This is a genomic window from Haloechinothrix alba, assembly GCF_900188115.1.
Taxonomy (GTDB): domain Bacteria; phylum Actinomycetota; class Actinomycetes; order Mycobacteriales; family Pseudonocardiaceae; genus Haloechinothrix; species Haloechinothrix alba.
Map to the genome: position 1 here is coordinate 19,627 of NZ_FZNW01000006.1, position 14,469 is coordinate 34,095.

25 protein-coding genes are annotated in these 14,469 nt (G+C 68.4%); 5 read left to right on the top strand and 20 right to left on the bottom strand.

From position 1 onward, the window contains the following. Position 1: 1 nt before the first annotated feature. From CHB84_RS06630 to CHB84_RS06655, 6 genes are read right to left on the bottom strand one after another with little or no spacing between them, the layout of a single operon-like run. Positions 2-1,507: a hypothetical protein gene (locus CHB84_RS06630; protein WP_089300635.1), complete on the bottom strand. Its 1,506-nt coding sequence runs from the start codon at positions 1,505-1,507 to the stop codon at positions 2-4. After that, on the bottom strand, positions 1,494-2,750 hold the full coding sequence (locus CHB84_RS06635; protein WP_089300812.1) for a PBSX family phage terminase large subunit: 1,257 nt from the start codon (positions 2,748-2,750) through the stop codon (positions 1,494-1,496). The genes CHB84_RS06630 and CHB84_RS06635 overlap by 14 nt, the downstream gene beginning before the upstream one ends. Then, entirely contained in the window at positions 2,737-3,165 is a 429-nt protein-coding gene (locus CHB84_RS06640; protein WP_089300636.1) for a hypothetical protein, read from the bottom strand. The genes CHB84_RS06635 and CHB84_RS06640 overlap by 14 nt, the downstream gene beginning before the upstream one ends. 17 nt (positions 3,166-3,182) lie before the next feature. Then, entirely contained in the window at positions 3,183-4,073 is an 891-nt protein-coding gene (locus CHB84_RS06645) for a hypothetical protein (RefSeq protein WP_089300637.1), read from the bottom strand. Beyond that, entirely contained in the window at positions 4,070-4,789 is a 720-nt protein-coding gene (locus tag CHB84_RS06650) for a hypothetical protein (RefSeq protein WP_089300638.1), read from the bottom strand. Before CHB84_RS06650 ends, CHB84_RS06645 begins: the two co-directional genes overlap by 4 nt. Then, complete coding sequence (locus CHB84_RS06655; RefSeq protein ID WP_089300813.1) at positions 4,786-5,448, bottom strand: ParB N-terminal domain-containing protein; 663 nt, start codon at positions 5,446-5,448, stop codon at positions 4,786-4,788. The genes CHB84_RS06650 and CHB84_RS06655 overlap by 4 nt, the downstream gene beginning before the upstream one ends. 95 nt (positions 5,449-5,543) lie before the next feature. Between CHB84_RS06655 and CHB84_RS06660 the strand changes: the two genes are divergently transcribed. From CHB84_RS06660 to CHB84_RS06680, 5 genes are all read left to right on the top strand, one after another. Then, the gene (locus CHB84_RS06660) at positions 5,544-5,801 is read left to right on the top strand and encodes a hypothetical protein (RefSeq protein ID WP_089300639.1); all 258 of its coding nucleotides are present in this window, start codon (positions 5,544-5,546) and stop codon (positions 5,799-5,801) included. A gap of 70 nt (positions 5,802-5,871) precedes the next feature. Then, positions 5,872-6,210, top strand: a complete 339-nt coding sequence (locus CHB84_RS06665; protein WP_089300640.1) for a hypothetical protein — start codon at positions 5,872-5,874, stop codon at positions 6,208-6,210. Between the two features lie 118 nt (positions 6,211-6,328). After that, the gene (locus CHB84_RS06670) at positions 6,329-6,541 is read left to right on the top strand and encodes a hypothetical protein (RefSeq protein WP_089300641.1); all 213 of its coding nucleotides are present in this window, start codon (positions 6,329-6,331) and stop codon (positions 6,539-6,541) included. A gap of 30 nt (positions 6,542-6,571) precedes the next feature. Further along, a complete protein-coding gene (locus CHB84_RS06675) occupies positions 6,572-6,874 on the top strand; it encodes a hypothetical protein (RefSeq protein WP_089300642.1) in 303 nt (100 codons plus the stop codon). A gap of 97 nt (positions 6,875-6,971) precedes the next feature. Then, a complete protein-coding gene (locus tag CHB84_RS06680) occupies positions 6,972-7,970 on the top strand; it encodes a DUF932 domain-containing protein (protein ID WP_089300643.1) in 999 nt (332 codons plus the stop codon). 168 nt (positions 7,971-8,138) lie between these two features. Here the strand turns inward: CHB84_RS06680 and CHB84_RS06685 are convergent, their stop codons facing one another. From CHB84_RS06685 to CHB84_RS06750, 14 genes are all read right to left on the bottom strand, one after another. Then, entirely contained in the window at positions 8,139-8,948 is an 810-nt protein-coding gene (locus CHB84_RS06685; RefSeq protein WP_089300644.1) for a MerR family transcriptional regulator, read from the bottom strand. Further along, positions 8,941-9,117 carry a hypothetical protein gene (locus tag CHB84_RS22785; protein WP_176439818.1) on the bottom strand — a complete coding sequence of 59 codons (177 nt, stop codon included), beginning with the start codon at positions 9,115-9,117 and terminating at the stop codon, positions 8,941-8,943. Before CHB84_RS22785 ends, CHB84_RS06685 begins: the two co-directional genes overlap by 8 nt. Further along, the gene (locus CHB84_RS06690) at positions 9,117-9,614 is read right to left on the bottom strand and encodes a hypothetical protein (protein WP_141134596.1); all 498 of its coding nucleotides are present in this window, start codon (positions 9,612-9,614) and stop codon (positions 9,117-9,119) included. The genes CHB84_RS22785 and CHB84_RS06690 overlap by 1 nt, the downstream gene beginning before the upstream one ends. Next, positions 9,604-9,972 (bottom strand): hypothetical protein, encoded by a 369-nt coding sequence (locus CHB84_RS06695; RefSeq protein WP_089300646.1) that lies wholly within the window; start codon positions 9,970-9,972, stop codon positions 9,604-9,606. The genes CHB84_RS06690 and CHB84_RS06695 overlap by 11 nt, the downstream gene beginning before the upstream one ends. Positions 9,973-10,134: 162 nt before the next feature. Beyond that, positions 10,135-10,389, bottom strand: a complete 255-nt coding sequence (locus CHB84_RS06700; RefSeq protein WP_089300647.1) for a hypothetical protein — start codon at positions 10,387-10,389, stop codon at positions 10,135-10,137. After that, a complete protein-coding gene (locus CHB84_RS06705) occupies positions 10,386-10,670 on the bottom strand; it encodes a hypothetical protein (protein WP_089300648.1) in 285 nt (94 codons plus the stop codon). The genes CHB84_RS06700 and CHB84_RS06705 overlap by 4 nt, the downstream gene beginning before the upstream one ends. After that, the gene (locus tag CHB84_RS06710; RefSeq protein ID WP_089300649.1) at positions 10,667-11,101 is read right to left on the bottom strand and encodes a helix-turn-helix domain-containing protein; all 435 of its coding nucleotides are present in this window, start codon (positions 11,099-11,101) and stop codon (positions 10,667-10,669) included. Before CHB84_RS06710 ends, CHB84_RS06705 begins: the two co-directional genes overlap by 4 nt. Then, a complete protein-coding gene (locus CHB84_RS06715) occupies positions 11,098-11,277 on the bottom strand; it encodes a hypothetical protein (RefSeq protein ID WP_089300650.1) in 180 nt (59 codons plus the stop codon). The genes CHB84_RS06710 and CHB84_RS06715 overlap by 4 nt, the downstream gene beginning before the upstream one ends. A gap of 184 nt (positions 11,278-11,461) precedes the next feature. Continuing rightward, positions 11,462-11,686: a hypothetical protein gene (locus CHB84_RS06725; protein ID WP_089300652.1), complete on the bottom strand. Its 225-nt coding sequence runs from the start codon at positions 11,684-11,686 to the stop codon at positions 11,462-11,464. A gap of 24 nt (positions 11,687-11,710) precedes the next feature. Beyond that, positions 11,711-12,268: a crossover junction endodeoxyribonuclease RuvC gene (locus tag CHB84_RS06730; protein ID WP_089300653.1), complete on the bottom strand. Its 558-nt coding sequence runs from the start codon at positions 12,266-12,268 to the stop codon at positions 11,711-11,713. A gap of 2 nt (positions 12,269-12,270) precedes the next feature. Then, positions 12,271-12,774, bottom strand: coding sequence for a hypothetical protein (locus tag CHB84_RS06735; protein ID WP_089300654.1), 504 nt, complete (start codon positions 12,772-12,774; stop codon positions 12,271-12,273). A gap of 53 nt (positions 12,775-12,827) precedes the next feature. Next, positions 12,828-13,289, bottom strand: coding sequence for a zinc finger domain-containing protein (locus CHB84_RS06740; RefSeq protein ID WP_089300655.1), 462 nt, complete (start codon positions 13,287-13,289; stop codon positions 12,828-12,830). Then, the gene (locus tag CHB84_RS06745; protein ID WP_089300656.1) at positions 13,286-14,170 is read right to left on the bottom strand and encodes a hypothetical protein; all 885 of its coding nucleotides are present in this window, start codon (positions 14,168-14,170) and stop codon (positions 13,286-13,288) included. Before CHB84_RS06745 ends, CHB84_RS06740 begins: the two co-directional genes overlap by 4 nt. Beyond that, the gene (locus tag CHB84_RS06750) at positions 14,167-14,445 is read right to left on the bottom strand and encodes a WhiB family transcriptional regulator (RefSeq protein ID WP_089300657.1); all 279 of its coding nucleotides are present in this window, start codon (positions 14,443-14,445) and stop codon (positions 14,167-14,169) included. Before CHB84_RS06750 ends, CHB84_RS06745 begins: the two co-directional genes overlap by 4 nt. Positions 14,446-14,469 lie beyond the last annotated feature (24 nt).

Here is a 14,469-nt window from a genome sequence, read left to right on the forward strand (position 1 = left end):
GTCACACCCTCATCTCGGGGCCCTCCGGGCGGTCGGACATGATTCCCTCCACCTCTTGCTTCACCCGCTCGTCGTCCCAGTCGGGGTGCACCATCCGCACCTTGGTGTCGGTCGACACGGCCTCGGCCTCGGTGAGGAGTCGGGCGGTCTCTGCGCGTTCGCGTGGCTGCTCCGACACGGCTGCGGGGAATTCGACGTCGGGCCGTTGGGGAGTAACGCTCGCGTTGAACTGCGCCCGGTCAACCCGCAGCAGCAGCTCGGCGAGCTTACCGAGCGCCATCCGCCACAACCTGGCCTTCTTGCCCCGGGTGAGGAGCGTCTTGCGTTCGCGGGCGTTGGACTCGGTGGCGGTCATCGCGACCTCACTCGTGAGCCCGAACGTCTGCGCGCTATACCCGGCGCCACGCACGGCCTTCTCCCACAGCTCGCTGCAGGTCTGTCGGTGCTCCTCGTGCCTGATCGCGAACTGGTGCGCGCTGATCGGGGAGCTGTCCTGCCCCGGCAGCATGTTCAGCCCGGTAAACACCTCCCGGTCAGCGTCGAACCACGCGCCAGCGCCGCGCCCGCCGGTCTCGAGGTACGACTCCGGTACCGCGATCCTCGCTTTCGCGAGCCGGATATCGCGCATCCAGGAGGTGTAGGTCTCGTCGAGCGCGTCCATCACCGGCTCGATGCCAGACAGGTCCGACCGCCCCAGGTGCGCTGCCTGCTGGTGGGTACGCCACTGCCGGTTCGGTGTGGCGTTGGGTACGTACACCACCGTGAGGTCGTCAATCCCGGTCGGGATCGTTTGCCCATCCTCAGCCAAGCCCGCCGCGAGCTGCGCCGTGTCCTCGTGCTCGGTCAGCGGCACAGTACGGCCGAGTCGGTCCTTATCCCCGAGGTAGAGGGCGTGCTGCACCCCGCCCGGCACATGGTGCTCGAGGTGCCGCATGACGTTCCCGTCGTACTCCTGCACGACGCGGTGGAACGTGACCTCGGCGAGCGTGCCCCACTTGAACACCGGGATCGCGGCGTCGGGATGCACAACGCTCGGGACCGGCTGTCTCCCGACCCAACCGGCGCGGAGGAACACGCCCGACAATGCAGCGGCGACCTCCGCGCCGTCGAGCAGCGCCACGATCATCTCCGGCCCGAACAGGTCGTCGAGCCTCTGCTGCGTGGCGGTGTCCCGCGTGCCGACCTTGACGCTCGGCGGTTCCGAGAACAGCAGGTCCGCGCTGGTGGAGGCGATATCTGCTGCGGCCGGAACGTGCAGTTTATTCGACCTGATCTGCCGCTGCGGAGTGCCCCAGAACCAGCGGGACAGCCGCCCAACCATCCCGTCGGAGTATTGGCTCGGCTTGTTGTATCCCTTCGGGTCGGGGGCCCATCCGGACGTGGCGCCGTACACGGTGGAGAGCTTGTCGACGTCGCCGGAGTACCACGCGTCCCACTGGCTGTAGGCGCTGTAGATGCTCGCCCACTGCGGTGGGGGCCACGGTGTACCGGGTTCAGGCAGCGGCACGGTCGGCTACCTCCTCTCGCAGGTGGGGTCGCCACACGGGCTGGGTTGTGGTGACGACGTAGCGCAGCGCGTCGCACGAGTGGTCGTTCGCCTTGATCGGCACGTCTTCCCCCTTGGCGGCCTTCGCGTCGTCCCAGGCGTAGCCGGGGATCTCGTTGAGGAGCCCGGTGCAGGATTCGTGCACGAGCAGCAGGCCGCGAGACAGCAGGGAGGAGACGAGGCGTATCCCGTCGAGGACGCGGTTGTTGGCGTCGGCTACGGACTTGAACCCGGCGCGGTGCAGCTCGAGCTTGAAGCTCGCTGCTGAAGGGTCGACGGCGAACCAGCGCGGTTCCTCGTCTCCGATCCAGGCGGCCAGCGCACGGGTGAAGTCGGTGTCGGTGTTCTGTCGGCGGGCGGTCTTCGGGTCGTGCCGATATTCGCGGGTGACGACGAGCCGCCCGTCGCGCGTGAGGGCGAGCATGAGGGCGGCGAACGGGTTGCTGGTGCCGTAGTCGACGCCCACGCCGACCACACGGTCCAGCGGGGGGAGTTCGGACACTACGTGCCGGTCGGTGTCGAACATGTCGTACACGGCGCCCTCAGCGACCACCCACTCGCCCTGCACGAACCGCCGGTGCCACAGGCCCGTGAATTCGGCTTCGAGGCTGGCGATGTAGTCGGGGTCGAGGTGAGGGTTGTCGTGGAGCCGGAACCGCCACGACGCGAGGTTGAGAGCGTCGGCGCGGGTGAGGAAGTCTCGCCGTAGCCAATGCGAGGGGTTGTCGGGGTTGGTGGTGCCGAATAGGCGCGAGCCCCGAACCGACATACGCCCGAGTAGCTGCCGGAAGAACGACTCGGGCAGGACGGTCACCTCGTCCACGTAGGCGCCCGAGCAGGTCATGCCGCGGAGCTTGGCCTCAGCCTTGGCGTCGTTCGCGCCGAGCACGTGCACCGTCCGGCCGAGCACGTCCGCCGTGGGGGCGCCTGCCGTGTAGTGCACCTGTTTGGCGAGCGGCCCGAACACCGTCGGGTCGGTGAGCGGGCCGAACAGATTCCGGCCGATCGACTCGCGGGTGCGGCCCGCGACCACGAGCTGGCCCCCGCGCGGCGGGTCCGCCACGTAGCCGAGCCACCGCAGCAGCGACGCTACGGTCTTGCCGGAGCGGATGGCTCCTTCCCACAGGTTGATGCGGGCGGTGGACTCGACGATCGAGGTGACCTGCTTCTCCGACAGAGGCAGCGGCAGGTCAGCCTCGGGCATCGTCGCTGCCACCCCGGTAGAGCTGCCCCAGCCGGTCCATCAGATCCCCCACCATCGAGCGGGACTCGGCGGCGTTGTCCTCGCGGGCCGCGTCCAGCCCGTGCAGCGAAGCGAGCCGGTCATGCAGCTTGATCACCAGATCAGCGGCGCGGGGATCACGCCTACGCGCGTCCAGGTAGAAGCTCTCCATCAACCCCTCGAGGCGGGCCGACTCGAGGTCGACGTACTCGCGGGCGGAGCGTCGGGCGTCCTGGATCGCGCGGTGCATGTCCGTGCGGACGTGCTGCACGTCGCTGTATCCGAGCTCTCCCTCCTCGTAGATGCGGGTGTAGGTCCAGCCCATGCGGTAGAGGTCCATGGCCTTGGCGCGGCGCTTGGCGACCTCCACGCTCTTGGCGGTGCGTTTCTTGGGCATTACGGCCCCCCTGGGTATTACCGCGTGGCGTTGCGGTTCTCGCGGCGCTGGACGGCCCGCTGCTGCTCCTCCTCTTCGGTGCCGCAGGCGGTCATCTTGGTGCGGAAGTAGGAGACGACGCTGATGCGTTCGGCTCCGCACGTGTCGCACATGCCGTTGAGTTGGGTGCCGCAGGTGCAGGTGACGTGGGCGTTGCCGTGGTATTCGTGGGCGTCCATGAGGATGAGGTCGGTGTCGTGCATGTCGACGGCGACGCGGTAGCGGGGGAAGCACAGGTGCCCGCCGGTGTAGGTACCTCGGCGGAGGCAGGCGAGGGTGCTGAACCCGGCGTCGAGGTCCCCGGCGTCGGTGTGCACTCCGGTGGGGTAGGTGTTGTTGACGGTGACGGTGGTGAAGGGCGTGTCCGGAACGACCCACTCCTGGTGGGTGCGTTGCGCTTCGGCGAGCTGCGCCGCGTACCGGTCGGGGACGTGCTGCTCAAGATTCCCGGCGATCGCCCGCAGTAGCGGATGGAGCGTCTGCCACTGGGGGAGGTTGCGGCCCGTCCAGGCGGTGAGCCGGCAGTACTTCTCCCGTCCGGCGGCGTCGAACGCGCCGATGATGGCGCTGGGGACGCGGCGGGAGTAGGTCGCTTTCTGGTTTCCGCGCCTGACGCGGGGGCTGCCGGAGGCGATGCCACGGTTCTCGGTGCGTTCCCCGCGGAGTCCGTGCAGCACCTCGTACATGTCGCGGGTGACGATGCCGTCGAGTGCCTTGGGGAGGTAGACGCACAGCGGGTGCCCGTTGGGTTTGCGGATGGTGGCGGGTCCGGTGAGGACCAGGTTCCAGTCCCGTGGGGTGATGACTTTGCCGATCTTCTGGTCGAGCTCGCCATCGCTGATGCGGGATCGGAGCCGTAGGTCGATCATCGGTTGCCTCGCAGAAGTATCTCTCCGGGTCGGCGGGGGTGTGGCTTGAGCAGGCGGGGCCAGCGCTCGAGGAGCGTTGTGTTGACGCGCCGGTCGAGCCGGGGAGTGCGGTAGTCCTGGCAGCCGCCTCGGTTGGTCCAGTGGGCGTAGCTGGGTAGCAGCGTGTCCGCCCGGGCGACGGCGCCGTGCTGCTGCATGTGCTGGCAGGTGTAGTCGTAGTCCTCACGCACCGGTAGCTGCGGGTCGAACCGCAGCTCGCTCGGGAGGGCCGCGAATAGCTGCCCCATGATGAACAGTCCGGTCGCCACGCGGTCGCGGGCGAAGTACGGGTTCGGGGTGGGGGAGCAGCCAGCGAGGCACGCGCCGGTGTCCCGTAGCGCACGGTTCCAGGTCTCGATGTAGTGGTCGAGGGTGGCGTGGACGGCCTTGCCATTGGGGCTGAGCGTTTCGAGCTTGGCGGGGTCGTCGTCGGTCTGGATGCAGCCGAGCCCCTGGTTGAAGGCGTCGTCGAGGGCGGTGTTGCGCTGCACCGGCAGCGAGTGCCCGTCGGCAGGTGGGGGGACTGGCAGTACGTGTTCGGCGCCGGTGAGGCGGTAGTCGGCAGCCTGCGCCTGGGGGACGACCCACGTGACCGGGTGGGGGCGCATGGCCTTGTGCACCTGGGGGACGTTCATGGGGCGCCCGGCGCTGATGCAGTACACGCCCCAGCCGGTCATGCCTCGCTCCCGGCGGCAGCGCGGAGCGCGTCGAGCACGACCTGGCCCCGGGTGGTGTCGCTGTCGGGGCGGAGCTGATCGATGAGGCTGTCGGCCTCGTCCGCGTCCGCGTTGGGCAGCACGAGGATGATCTCGCGGAGGCCGCGCTCGGCGCGGGTTTCTCCCTCGGTGGCGTTCTGGCGGGCCTGGGTCTCCTCGGGGGATTCGGCGTAGTCGGCGTCGGTGTCCTGGTGTGTCTCGATAACCGTGTCGTCGATGCGGGCGAGGATGTCGTCGAGGTCGCCGGGGTCGTAGCCCGTCCCGTCGAGGTCCGGTAGGTCCGTCAGGAGCTCGGCGAGGATGCGGTCGTCGTAGCTGGCGCGGTCGGCGGTGCGGTTGTCTGCAGTGACGATGCGGGCGGCCTGGTCGTCGTCCACGTCGACGTAGCAGACGGTGATCTCGGCCCAGCCTTCGTCTCGTGCGGCGGCGAGTGTGTGGTTCCCGGCGAGGACTTCGTTGGCCCTGCCGGTGTGGGTGCCTCGATTGACGACGATCGGTCGGTACTGGCCGTTGACGCGGAGGCTTTCGGCGATGGCGCGGGTGTCGCCCTGCCGGGGGTTGCGGTGGTAGGCGCGGAGTTCAGCGACGGGGGCGGTGTCGGTCGTGAGGTCGTGGGTCATCCCTTGCTCCATATTGTCAATCGTTGGTTGACACTGCGTATGACACGGATTTACGGTTGTCATGTATCGATAGACACCCGGGAAGGAGTACCCCCATGAGCAGCATCTTCGCCGAGCCGTACCGAGCTGACACCCCGTACCAGCGGGGCCGTATGCGCGGCCTCCAGGACGGCTGGGACGCGGCCAACGTCTGCGACGCGGTGCACGGGCACCGGTTCCCCAAGGAACCCCCCAGGCGCGGCGTGGTCGGTGACGTGCAGCAGGACGAGTACGAGGGCTACCGGCTCGGGTTCGTGTGGGGGGCCGCGCGGTTCCGGCAGGGGCAGTTCCCCGACGGCGAACCCATCAGCTGACACCCGGGAAGGAGCGCACCATGCACAAGCACGACCCGGCCTGCGGGCCGCTGCACGAGGAGGTGCAGTCGTGACCGAAGCGGTGGAGCAGCAGCAGCGGATGTACTGGCAGGCGCGTTGGTGCCAGCAGCGTGAGCGCACCCGTTCGCGCTGGGAACTGTGCAAGCTAGCTGTTCGCCTGATGCGCGGGTGGCGTTCGCTGGCCCGCGAGCGGGGCGTGAGCATCGAGTACCAGCGCACGCGGATCCAGTACCTCGACGACGAGCGCGCCCGACTCAACGATCAGCTCGGGCAGGCGCGGGCGTACCTCGACGAGGTGGTGCGCGAACGGGCGGCGGTGCGGCTGCAGCTCGACCGGGCGGAGCAGCGAGCCCAGGAGGCTGAGGCGGAGCTGCGGGGCGGATGGTGAGGGCCGCGCCGTAGGGCGGCCCCTCGTTTCCAACTAGGTGTCAATTGACAGTTGACACTGGCCGAGTTGTCAATGTAGAATTGACATTAGTTGGTTGGTACACGACAAGGAGGGCACAATGCCGTTCACCACAAACATCCACATCCACGAGATCACCCGAGGCACCCGCCTCGCGATCACCCTCAAGAACGGCAGCCGCATCGCCGGGAAGGCCACCGGCCGCCCCAAGACCACCCGGCACATGAGCAACGAGATCGGCATCCGCCCCCTGACCGGTAAGGGCATTCGCCACTACGACACCAACGACATCGCCAGCATCATCGCCCTCTGATCAACTCCACTACCAGGAAGGAGCATCCCAATGGCCGCCCAGAACTTCCTCGGACAGACCGTCGAGATCGACACGGAGAACCAAGCACACCTCGCGTTCGCTCACGCCGCCCACCAGACCGAGTTGGCGGAGAAGCGACTCCGGCGCGCACTCGAGGACGTCCACAAAGAAGCGGAGCGAGCGCTGGACTGCCTCGACAACGGGCACCGCGTCAATGAGTTCGGCCCGGTGCAGTCGGAGAGCCGGGTGACCGTAGCGGCGATGGAATACCACACCCACGCCGCCTACGCCCGACAGTTGGCCGTCGTGGCTGGGATCGATCTGAAGGACTGACTGCTTGTCTGCCGCCCGGGCTCCGGTCCGGGCGGTGGGCTGGCCGTCAGGCCACGCCGTGCCCTACCCGCGCGGCGCCCAAACAGGAAGGAGCATCATGGCTCACGAGATCGAAACCTTCGCCGACGGCAGTCACGGGTTCGTATCCGCTCGACAGCCTGCCTGGCACCGGCTCGGCACCGTCTTCGAGGGCACCTTTACCGCCGAGCAGGCGATGAAGCACGCCCGGTTGGGTGGCTGGAACGTGCGCAAGGCCCCCCTGGTCACGCACGAGATCACCGACAGCGGCGTGAGCGAGATCGAAGTGCCAAACCAGTACTCCACCCTGCGCACCAACCCAGTTACCGGGGCGTCTGAGCCGCTCGGTGTGGTGGGCTCGTCGTACGAGCCGGTGCAGAACGAGGAACACGCCGACTTCCTCGACGCGCTCACCGACTCCACCGGGGCGCACCTCGAGACAGCCGGCTCGCTACGCGGCGGGCGGCAGGTATTCGTGACCTGCAAGCTGCCGGAAGGGATGCTCGTCGGCGGCACCGACAAGATCGACCTCTACATCGCCGCGATGAACAGCCACGACGGTTCGACCGGGTTCAGGGCGATTGTGTCGCCCGTGCGGATCGTGTGCGCGAACACGCAGTTCGCGGCGCTTCGTAGTGCTCAACAGTCCTGGACCGTGCGGCACACCGCCGGAGCAAGATCCTCCATCGAGGAGGCTCGGAAGGCGCTCGAGCTGTCGTGGAGCTACGCCGAGGAGTTCGAGGCCGAGGCCGAGCGGATGGTCCAGGAGGAACTCAGCAACCGTGAATGGGAGCGCACTCTCGCACGGTTGTTCGGCGAGGTGGACGAGGACAAGCCCCAGGGGCGGCAGCGGCAGAAGATCGAGAAGCTCGACACGATACGGGGGCTGTACTCGACCGCAGACACCCAGGAGAACATTCGGGGTACCCGCTGGGCTGGTTATCAAGCCATCGTCGAGTACGTCGACCACTACGCTCCTACCCGCGATGACGATGATGAGCGTCGGGCACTGCGGGCTGTGTCTGGCCTGACGTCGCTGAAGTCCCGCGCGTTCCACGAGTTACGAGTTCCTGCGTAGCCCTGGATAGTGCGCGAGGCCCCCCGATGGAAGGAGAGTAATCGTCGGGGGGCCTCGTCATGGGTGGGCGCGCTCGCCACCCACCACAAGTGTCAAGCGCTGCACTACACCCATCAAACACCAATATACGTCTCAGCAGGTCAGCTCGCCAACCGGGCGGGCAACAGATCAGTAACGACCCACCCCGGCGAGTTCCATCCTCAGGTGCAGGGACCGACGGGCCTCCGCCAGCGAGTACAGACGACGACGCCCATGCCGATGCACCGTCCAGCCGTCCCGCTGTGCCCATGTGCGCACCGTCGAGACCGCTACGTCGAGATACCGGGCCACGCCGGGCGCGTCCGCCAGCGCCCCACCGAGCTGCGTGGCCAGTCGACGCATCTCCTGGCCGGGCGCCCACGTTGTGCCGCACCGGGTGCACCAGGCGGGATCGCCCCAGGCGCGACCGCGCACTACTCCGCCGCATGGCGACTCAGATTCCCCCTGTATCGGGCACTGTCCCAGCGGGGTAGTGGGGTCGTCGACTCCGCATGCGCGGCGCAGCGCCCGACGCAGCTCCGTCAATTCGTCGCTCATGGGGCGCGCCAGCTCAAGCTGGGCCAGGGCGGACAAGGTGTCGTCCGCGGCGAGCACCTGCACCGCTCGCGCGACCGAGGCGCCATCCGGGGGAGGCGCGGCCCCGGCGTCGCGGAGCGCGTCCCACCACCCGTACAGCACGTTCAGCACGGCGGGCGGCCCCTCGTTTCCCGCTTTGCTGGCGGGGTCGGTCAGTACGATCACCTCGTCGCGGGCGGGGGAGGAGGAGCGGAATCCGGGGGCGCCCCGGGCGGAGCTGCTGGCGCGGCCCGGGGCGGGATCCAGTCGTTGGTAGAGGGTGCCGATTTCGGCGAGGGTGCGGCCAATGCCCTCGAGACAGCCCGGGCAGGCTACGCCGGTGGCCTCGAGGGTGCGCGAGCACAAGTCGCAGCGGTCAATCATCGGCCTCACCCTCCAACGCCTCGAACACGTCAGTCGGTTCCTGCTCCACCACGGGCATGCCGTCCGGCCAGCGCTCGGGCTCGGCGTACTCGTCGGGATGCATGACCCGCAGGTGGTCAAGCAGGTCGGGGTCGGGGATGTGGTCGTTGCACGTGACGCAGTCACCCATCAGTCCCACGTCCCTTCGTAGGTCTCCTCGTAGCCGCGCTCGCAGTACGGCGGCACGATGTCGCTGCTGTAGCAGCGCCCACCCCAAGCGCACCCGTGTGCGCAGTCCTGCGACACGCGGCCGTGCAGCTCGACCGGGTGCGGCGGCTCCCCTTCCAGTGCCTCAGTGATCGCCCGAACAGTCGGACACGGCCACGGGTATCCCTCCGGACATGCAGAACAGTGCGGGTCCGGGTCGTGGTGCTCATGCATCAGATACCTGCGGCTACCGTCGTTGAGATATCCGCTGCCCTCCCAGATCAGCTCGCTGCGGGCACAACATGCACAGCGGCCTTCGCCGAACCGTTCCGGCATGACAGCGGCACGCAACGTCGAGCGTGGATGGAGGTCCAGCACTCGTTCTAGCGCGGTGAAGGCTAGTGCGGCCCCGTGCCCAATCGAGTCGTACGACAAGGCTTGGCGGTAGTGCGCGACTAGCTTTTTCGGGTCATTCGCCATCGGTGTCTCCTCGCATGGCCCGGGGAAGGTCGCGTGCGGCGCCGTTGAATTCGCTCCATGTGGCTTCGCACTCGTAGTTCCTGCATTCGATGCCCTCCACGTCGTCGCCACCGTCCCAGCCTGGTGTGCGGCTTGTTTCGACGGTGATTTCGCCGGAGCAGTAGGGGCACCGCAAGTCCCGTGCGACGGTCTCGGCGTCGGCCTCCGGCGGGCGCCAGCCCGCATCGACGAACGCGGCGGCGGGCGCGTACATGGGTGGCTGCAGCCCTTGGTTCGCCGCTTCGTGCCGGTCGTAGGTGGTTTCGAACGGTGCGAGGATGCTGTGTGCCCGCAGGATCAGCTCGTTTCGGTCACTCATTGGTCACCCCCGCCCAGGTCGCCGCAGCCGCACGAACACGTCCTGGCCTCCGGTGGGGTGGCGAACAGGCCGCGTGCGCGCATGATCTGTGCTGACAGCGCTGCGTCGGGCGCGCTTAACCCTTGCTCCATGAGCACTTGTTTCGCATCCAACTCGGCTCGGTCACCCATCGGGCGCCTCCTCGTCCGGGACGAGCCCGGGGTCGGGGGACTCGTTACTCGGCTCCACCGTCGGCTCCTGCCCCACCACCGGGGCGTCATGCAGCCGGTCGACCGCGCTCGACCCGAGCGCCAACACCAACACGGCTGCGGCAGCGGTCACCGTCAGGACGAGGCACGCGCGCCACCCCCACCATGCGGGGCCGCAGTCGGCCAGTGGGCGCCGGTACCAGGCGACTACTCGGCGGGCCGGGCTCATCGCCGCCTCCTGTGCTGCGTCGCCTGTGGGCAGTCGGTGAAGTGGCTGGTGTACAGCTCGAGTCCGTATTCGCGAGCCCCGGCGGCCTGGTTGCGCCCCAGCACGGTCGCCCGCAAGGCCTTCCCGTCCCACGCGAGGGAGACGTTGCCGCGACGACTAGGCAGGACGTTGACGGGCATGGGCTTGTCGTTGTGGGTGATTGCCCACACGACCGAGGCTCCGCAGGTGGAACAGCTCTCGACCGCGCGGGCGATCGTCTCCCTCTGTGACGGTGTGGTCATCCCTCGCCCCCGTTCATGCTGTGCAGCGCGTCCACCGTGCGGTACATCTCAGGGAAGGCCAGTTCCAGCGGCTCGAGTTGTTCGGGGTCGGCGGCGATCATCGCGGCGAATATGAGCTGCCGGAACGGGTAGTTGTCGGCAACCTCGCACGCGGCCCGATAGTCTTCGGCCTCAGTGACGTCAACGATGCGCCGATCGTCGGTCGTGTCTTCGTTGATGCCGAGGTAGGCGGACAGGTCGACGCGGCGAACGAGCAGGCGACGGCCGAGCTTGTGGGCCGCGAAGGGGAGCTGCCCGCGCCGGTAGAGATTGTGCACGTGCTGGTCGGAGATGTTCAGCGCACGGGCGACGGTCGGTGCGTCGACCATCGCGGGCAGCTCGCGGATCGCCTGCGGGGTGAGGGCGCGGTGCCCGTTGGCGGTGGTGGTCATGCTGTGGTGGCCTTTCCGTACTGGTGGTCGTGTTGGCAGGAGGGGCAGCGGTCGGCGGTGTCGTCGCAGTGCCAGCCGTTATGCGCGGCGTTCATGCGGGCCGCCCAGCGCGCCTCGTTGGGGGCGGTGGTGGTGCCGCCGCAGTCGTCGCAGCGAATGAGGGTTTCGGCGCTCACAGGAACCACCCCCGCATTGCGGTTAGGCTGCGGCGGGTGGCGTCGAGGGCGCGGCCGAGCCAAGTGTGGTCGCCGTCGTCGATCACGCGGTGCCGCCCGGTGCCCGCCCGGCAGCAGCTTGAGTAGGGCCACCACTCGGGGCGGATCAGCACCGTGACCCCTGGGTTGGAGGTAGTGACCTGCATCAGCGTCCCCCTGGCTTGCGGGCGGCGCGGGCGATTTCGCCGAGCTGATTGTCGTTGCCGTCTTGCTCGTGCCCGACGAGCCCATACCGGAGGGCGGCGAGTTCGGCGCGGACGGCGAGCAGCGCGTGCACGGTTGCGTCTTGCGGTTGCTCGAACCGAGCGTTGGTGGCTTCGCGGGCGGCTTCTTCGGCCCAGTACTCCTGGGGGTGATGGTTGGGGTCCATGGGGTTGCTCCTTCCTGGGTGGTGTTATGCGCCGGTGGGGTAGGTGGCGCATAGGGTTGCGGGCCACCGCACGACCTGGAGGGGGTCGTGGTGGCGGGCGAGGGTGGGCACGTCCCACCCGAGGTGTTGGGCGCCCATTGTGGCGAGCGCGAGCGCGTCGGCCTCGTCGCTGGTGGTGATATCCACCCCGGGCCACAGGCGAGCGACACCCGCCGATACGGCTGCCTTGTCGGCCTTGCCGGTGCCACTGGCCCAGCGAGCCCGGGTGCGGGGGGCGACCTGCGCGACCGGTGTGTCTGCGGAGGTGAGGCAGCCGACGATGCGCCACCACAGGCCCGCCCGGTCCCACGACGAGCCGCCCGCCGAGCCGAACGAGGGTGCCTCGACAACGACCAGCGCGGCGTCGGCGGCGGTGCGCAGCACCTCGCTGGCGAGGTCGCCGATGCGGCGGGCGCGCAGCTCCAGCCCGTGGTCGCGGGAGCCGGAGCTACGCACCGTCGTGGTGCGCGGCTCCGGCCAGTCCTCCTCGAGCCACGCGAGCCCGGTGGAGGTCAGCGACGGGTCGATGCCGACGACGCGCATGCTTACCGGCCTTCCGTGTGCGCGCGGCGCAGCAGCGTCAACCGCTCCTCGGGTAGGTGCCGCACCTGCGGGGTGGAGCCGCTGGCGACGGTCTGCCGGCTCGGGTCGGCCGAGGCTGTGACGGTGCCGTCATCGTTGTGACGGATAACGTGCCACTGCTGGTGTCCCTTACCGAGTTGCACCACATCGCCGCGCTCGTACCGTTCGCCGCCTGCGCGGCGCAGGAGGGTGAGCTGCCCCGGGGCGACGACCCGGCTCACGACGGGCGAGTCGGCCGTGGGGTTGGGTACCGGGTGGAAGTAGATGACGACCCGGTTGTTGGCGTCGTGCCGGACGACGGTCCAGCGCCTGCCGTTGAACTGCACCACGTCACCCGGGTGGTACATGACGATGGCGCACACGCCGCACTCGCGCTCGCCCTGGCCAGCGGGCGTGCCGAACTCCTGACCGCATTCGCAGGTGATCCATACGAGTGCGCCGGGGTCGGCGGTGTCGGTGCTGGTCACGGTGTTCTCCTTCCTTCGACTGACCCCAATTGTGTATTGCGATTGGATGAATGTCAAGTAGCAATTGACAGAGCCTCGTGACGCGAACTGTGGAATGTGCGCAACGGATCTCGGCTGCCGTCTCGACGTACGCACTGTTGCCCCGGCTCCGCCCCGCAGGCCGGGCACGCCACCTGCACTGCATCCTGCTCGGCGCCGGTACCGAGCGCCTGCCTGATTTCGGCCATGGCCCGCTCCCGTGTGCCCGAAGAGGCCGGTTCGCTCGCCGGTAGCTGCCGCCGCATCGCCGCATCTCGACGGCGATCACGGATGATCCCGGTAATGTGGCCCGGCTGGATGAAGTCCGTCCGCTCGGCGTAGTGCTGGTGAATCGCCGCGATGGCCTCGTCGTACGTCCAGCGGGCCAGCTCTGCCGCGCTCGACCACGCGAGCACGACCGCCTCGCCAGCGTTGCGGTTGTCGTAGGCCATCGCGACCGCAACTAGTCGCCGCACCTCGTCCTTGGTCAGGCTCATGATTCACCCCCAGGCAGCGCATAAAGCGGGGGAGGAGGGTCGTCGGTGCCGGTAGCCCCGAGGAAGTTGCGGATCTTCTCGTCCTGAGTGGGCTTGCCGGGCCGCGCGGCGGGACGCGACCGGCGATTCTCCACGTCCTGCTGCGCCTTGCGCATCCAGTTCCGCCACGTGCTCACCCAGTCCACCTTCGTTGCGTCTTTACCGGCCTTGGCCCGCCAGTAGTCGATGAACTTGTCGGTCTCGATACGGCCGACGTCCGGGGTGTTCGTCCGGGCCCAAGCGATCATGTCGTCGGTGACGGTGAAGTCGTCCGGTATGCGGGTCGCGCGGGGCCGCGCTGCGCGCGTGCCCCCCTCCGTACTCCCGCTAGGGAGTACGGGGTCGGGTCGGGCCGGGTCGGGGGGAGCGTTACGCACCTCGAGGGGTAACGCATTACTGTCCTTGGTGACCTGCGATTCTTCCGAATCTGGCGGGTTATTTTTCGGTTGTTGTTCGACCGGGGGAGAGTCCTCGTTTGATCCCGGACCGTTCGAGGGCTGATCTACGTTCGCGCTACGGCGGCTCTTCTCGCGGTGCTTCTGCTGCCGTGCGGCCCCGTTCGACCGACGTGCCAGCTCGCCTTCGCGCGTCGGTTGCCCGTTCTCGTGCCACTCGTGGAACCAGTAACCACCCTCGTCCTCGAGCCACAGTCCCGCGGCCACCAGCCTTCTGGCCTGCGCCCGGGTGCCGAGTGTGCGCACAATCTCGTCGGGCACCCAGCCGTCCGTGAGATGCTGACTGGCGTAGGACCCGGCGCGGACCCACAGGCCCATCGCGGCGTTACCCGCGCGCACCGTCTTGTGGTGCAGGGCGAGCCCGTCGTCCACCTTGAACCAGGTCATGCCGCTGCCTCCCGCTTGCCGTACGCGGTGGCGTCCTCGAACAGCACACCGCCCCACACTCCTGGGGCCTGCAGCTCGGCCCCGACCTGGTAACAGCGCTGTTGCACCGGGCACTGCGCGCAGATGCGCTGCGCAGCGTGGTGCCGGGCGCGTTGCCGCTCCGCGCTCTCGCCGTGCACAGTGTCGTCCCACAGCGGCTCCGTGGCCTCCGCACAGCGAGCCTCGGGGAGTTCGGGCACGAGCCCTTCCAAGAACCAGCTCGGTCGCCTCTCCATCGCGTGTTGCTCCTTCCTGAACGA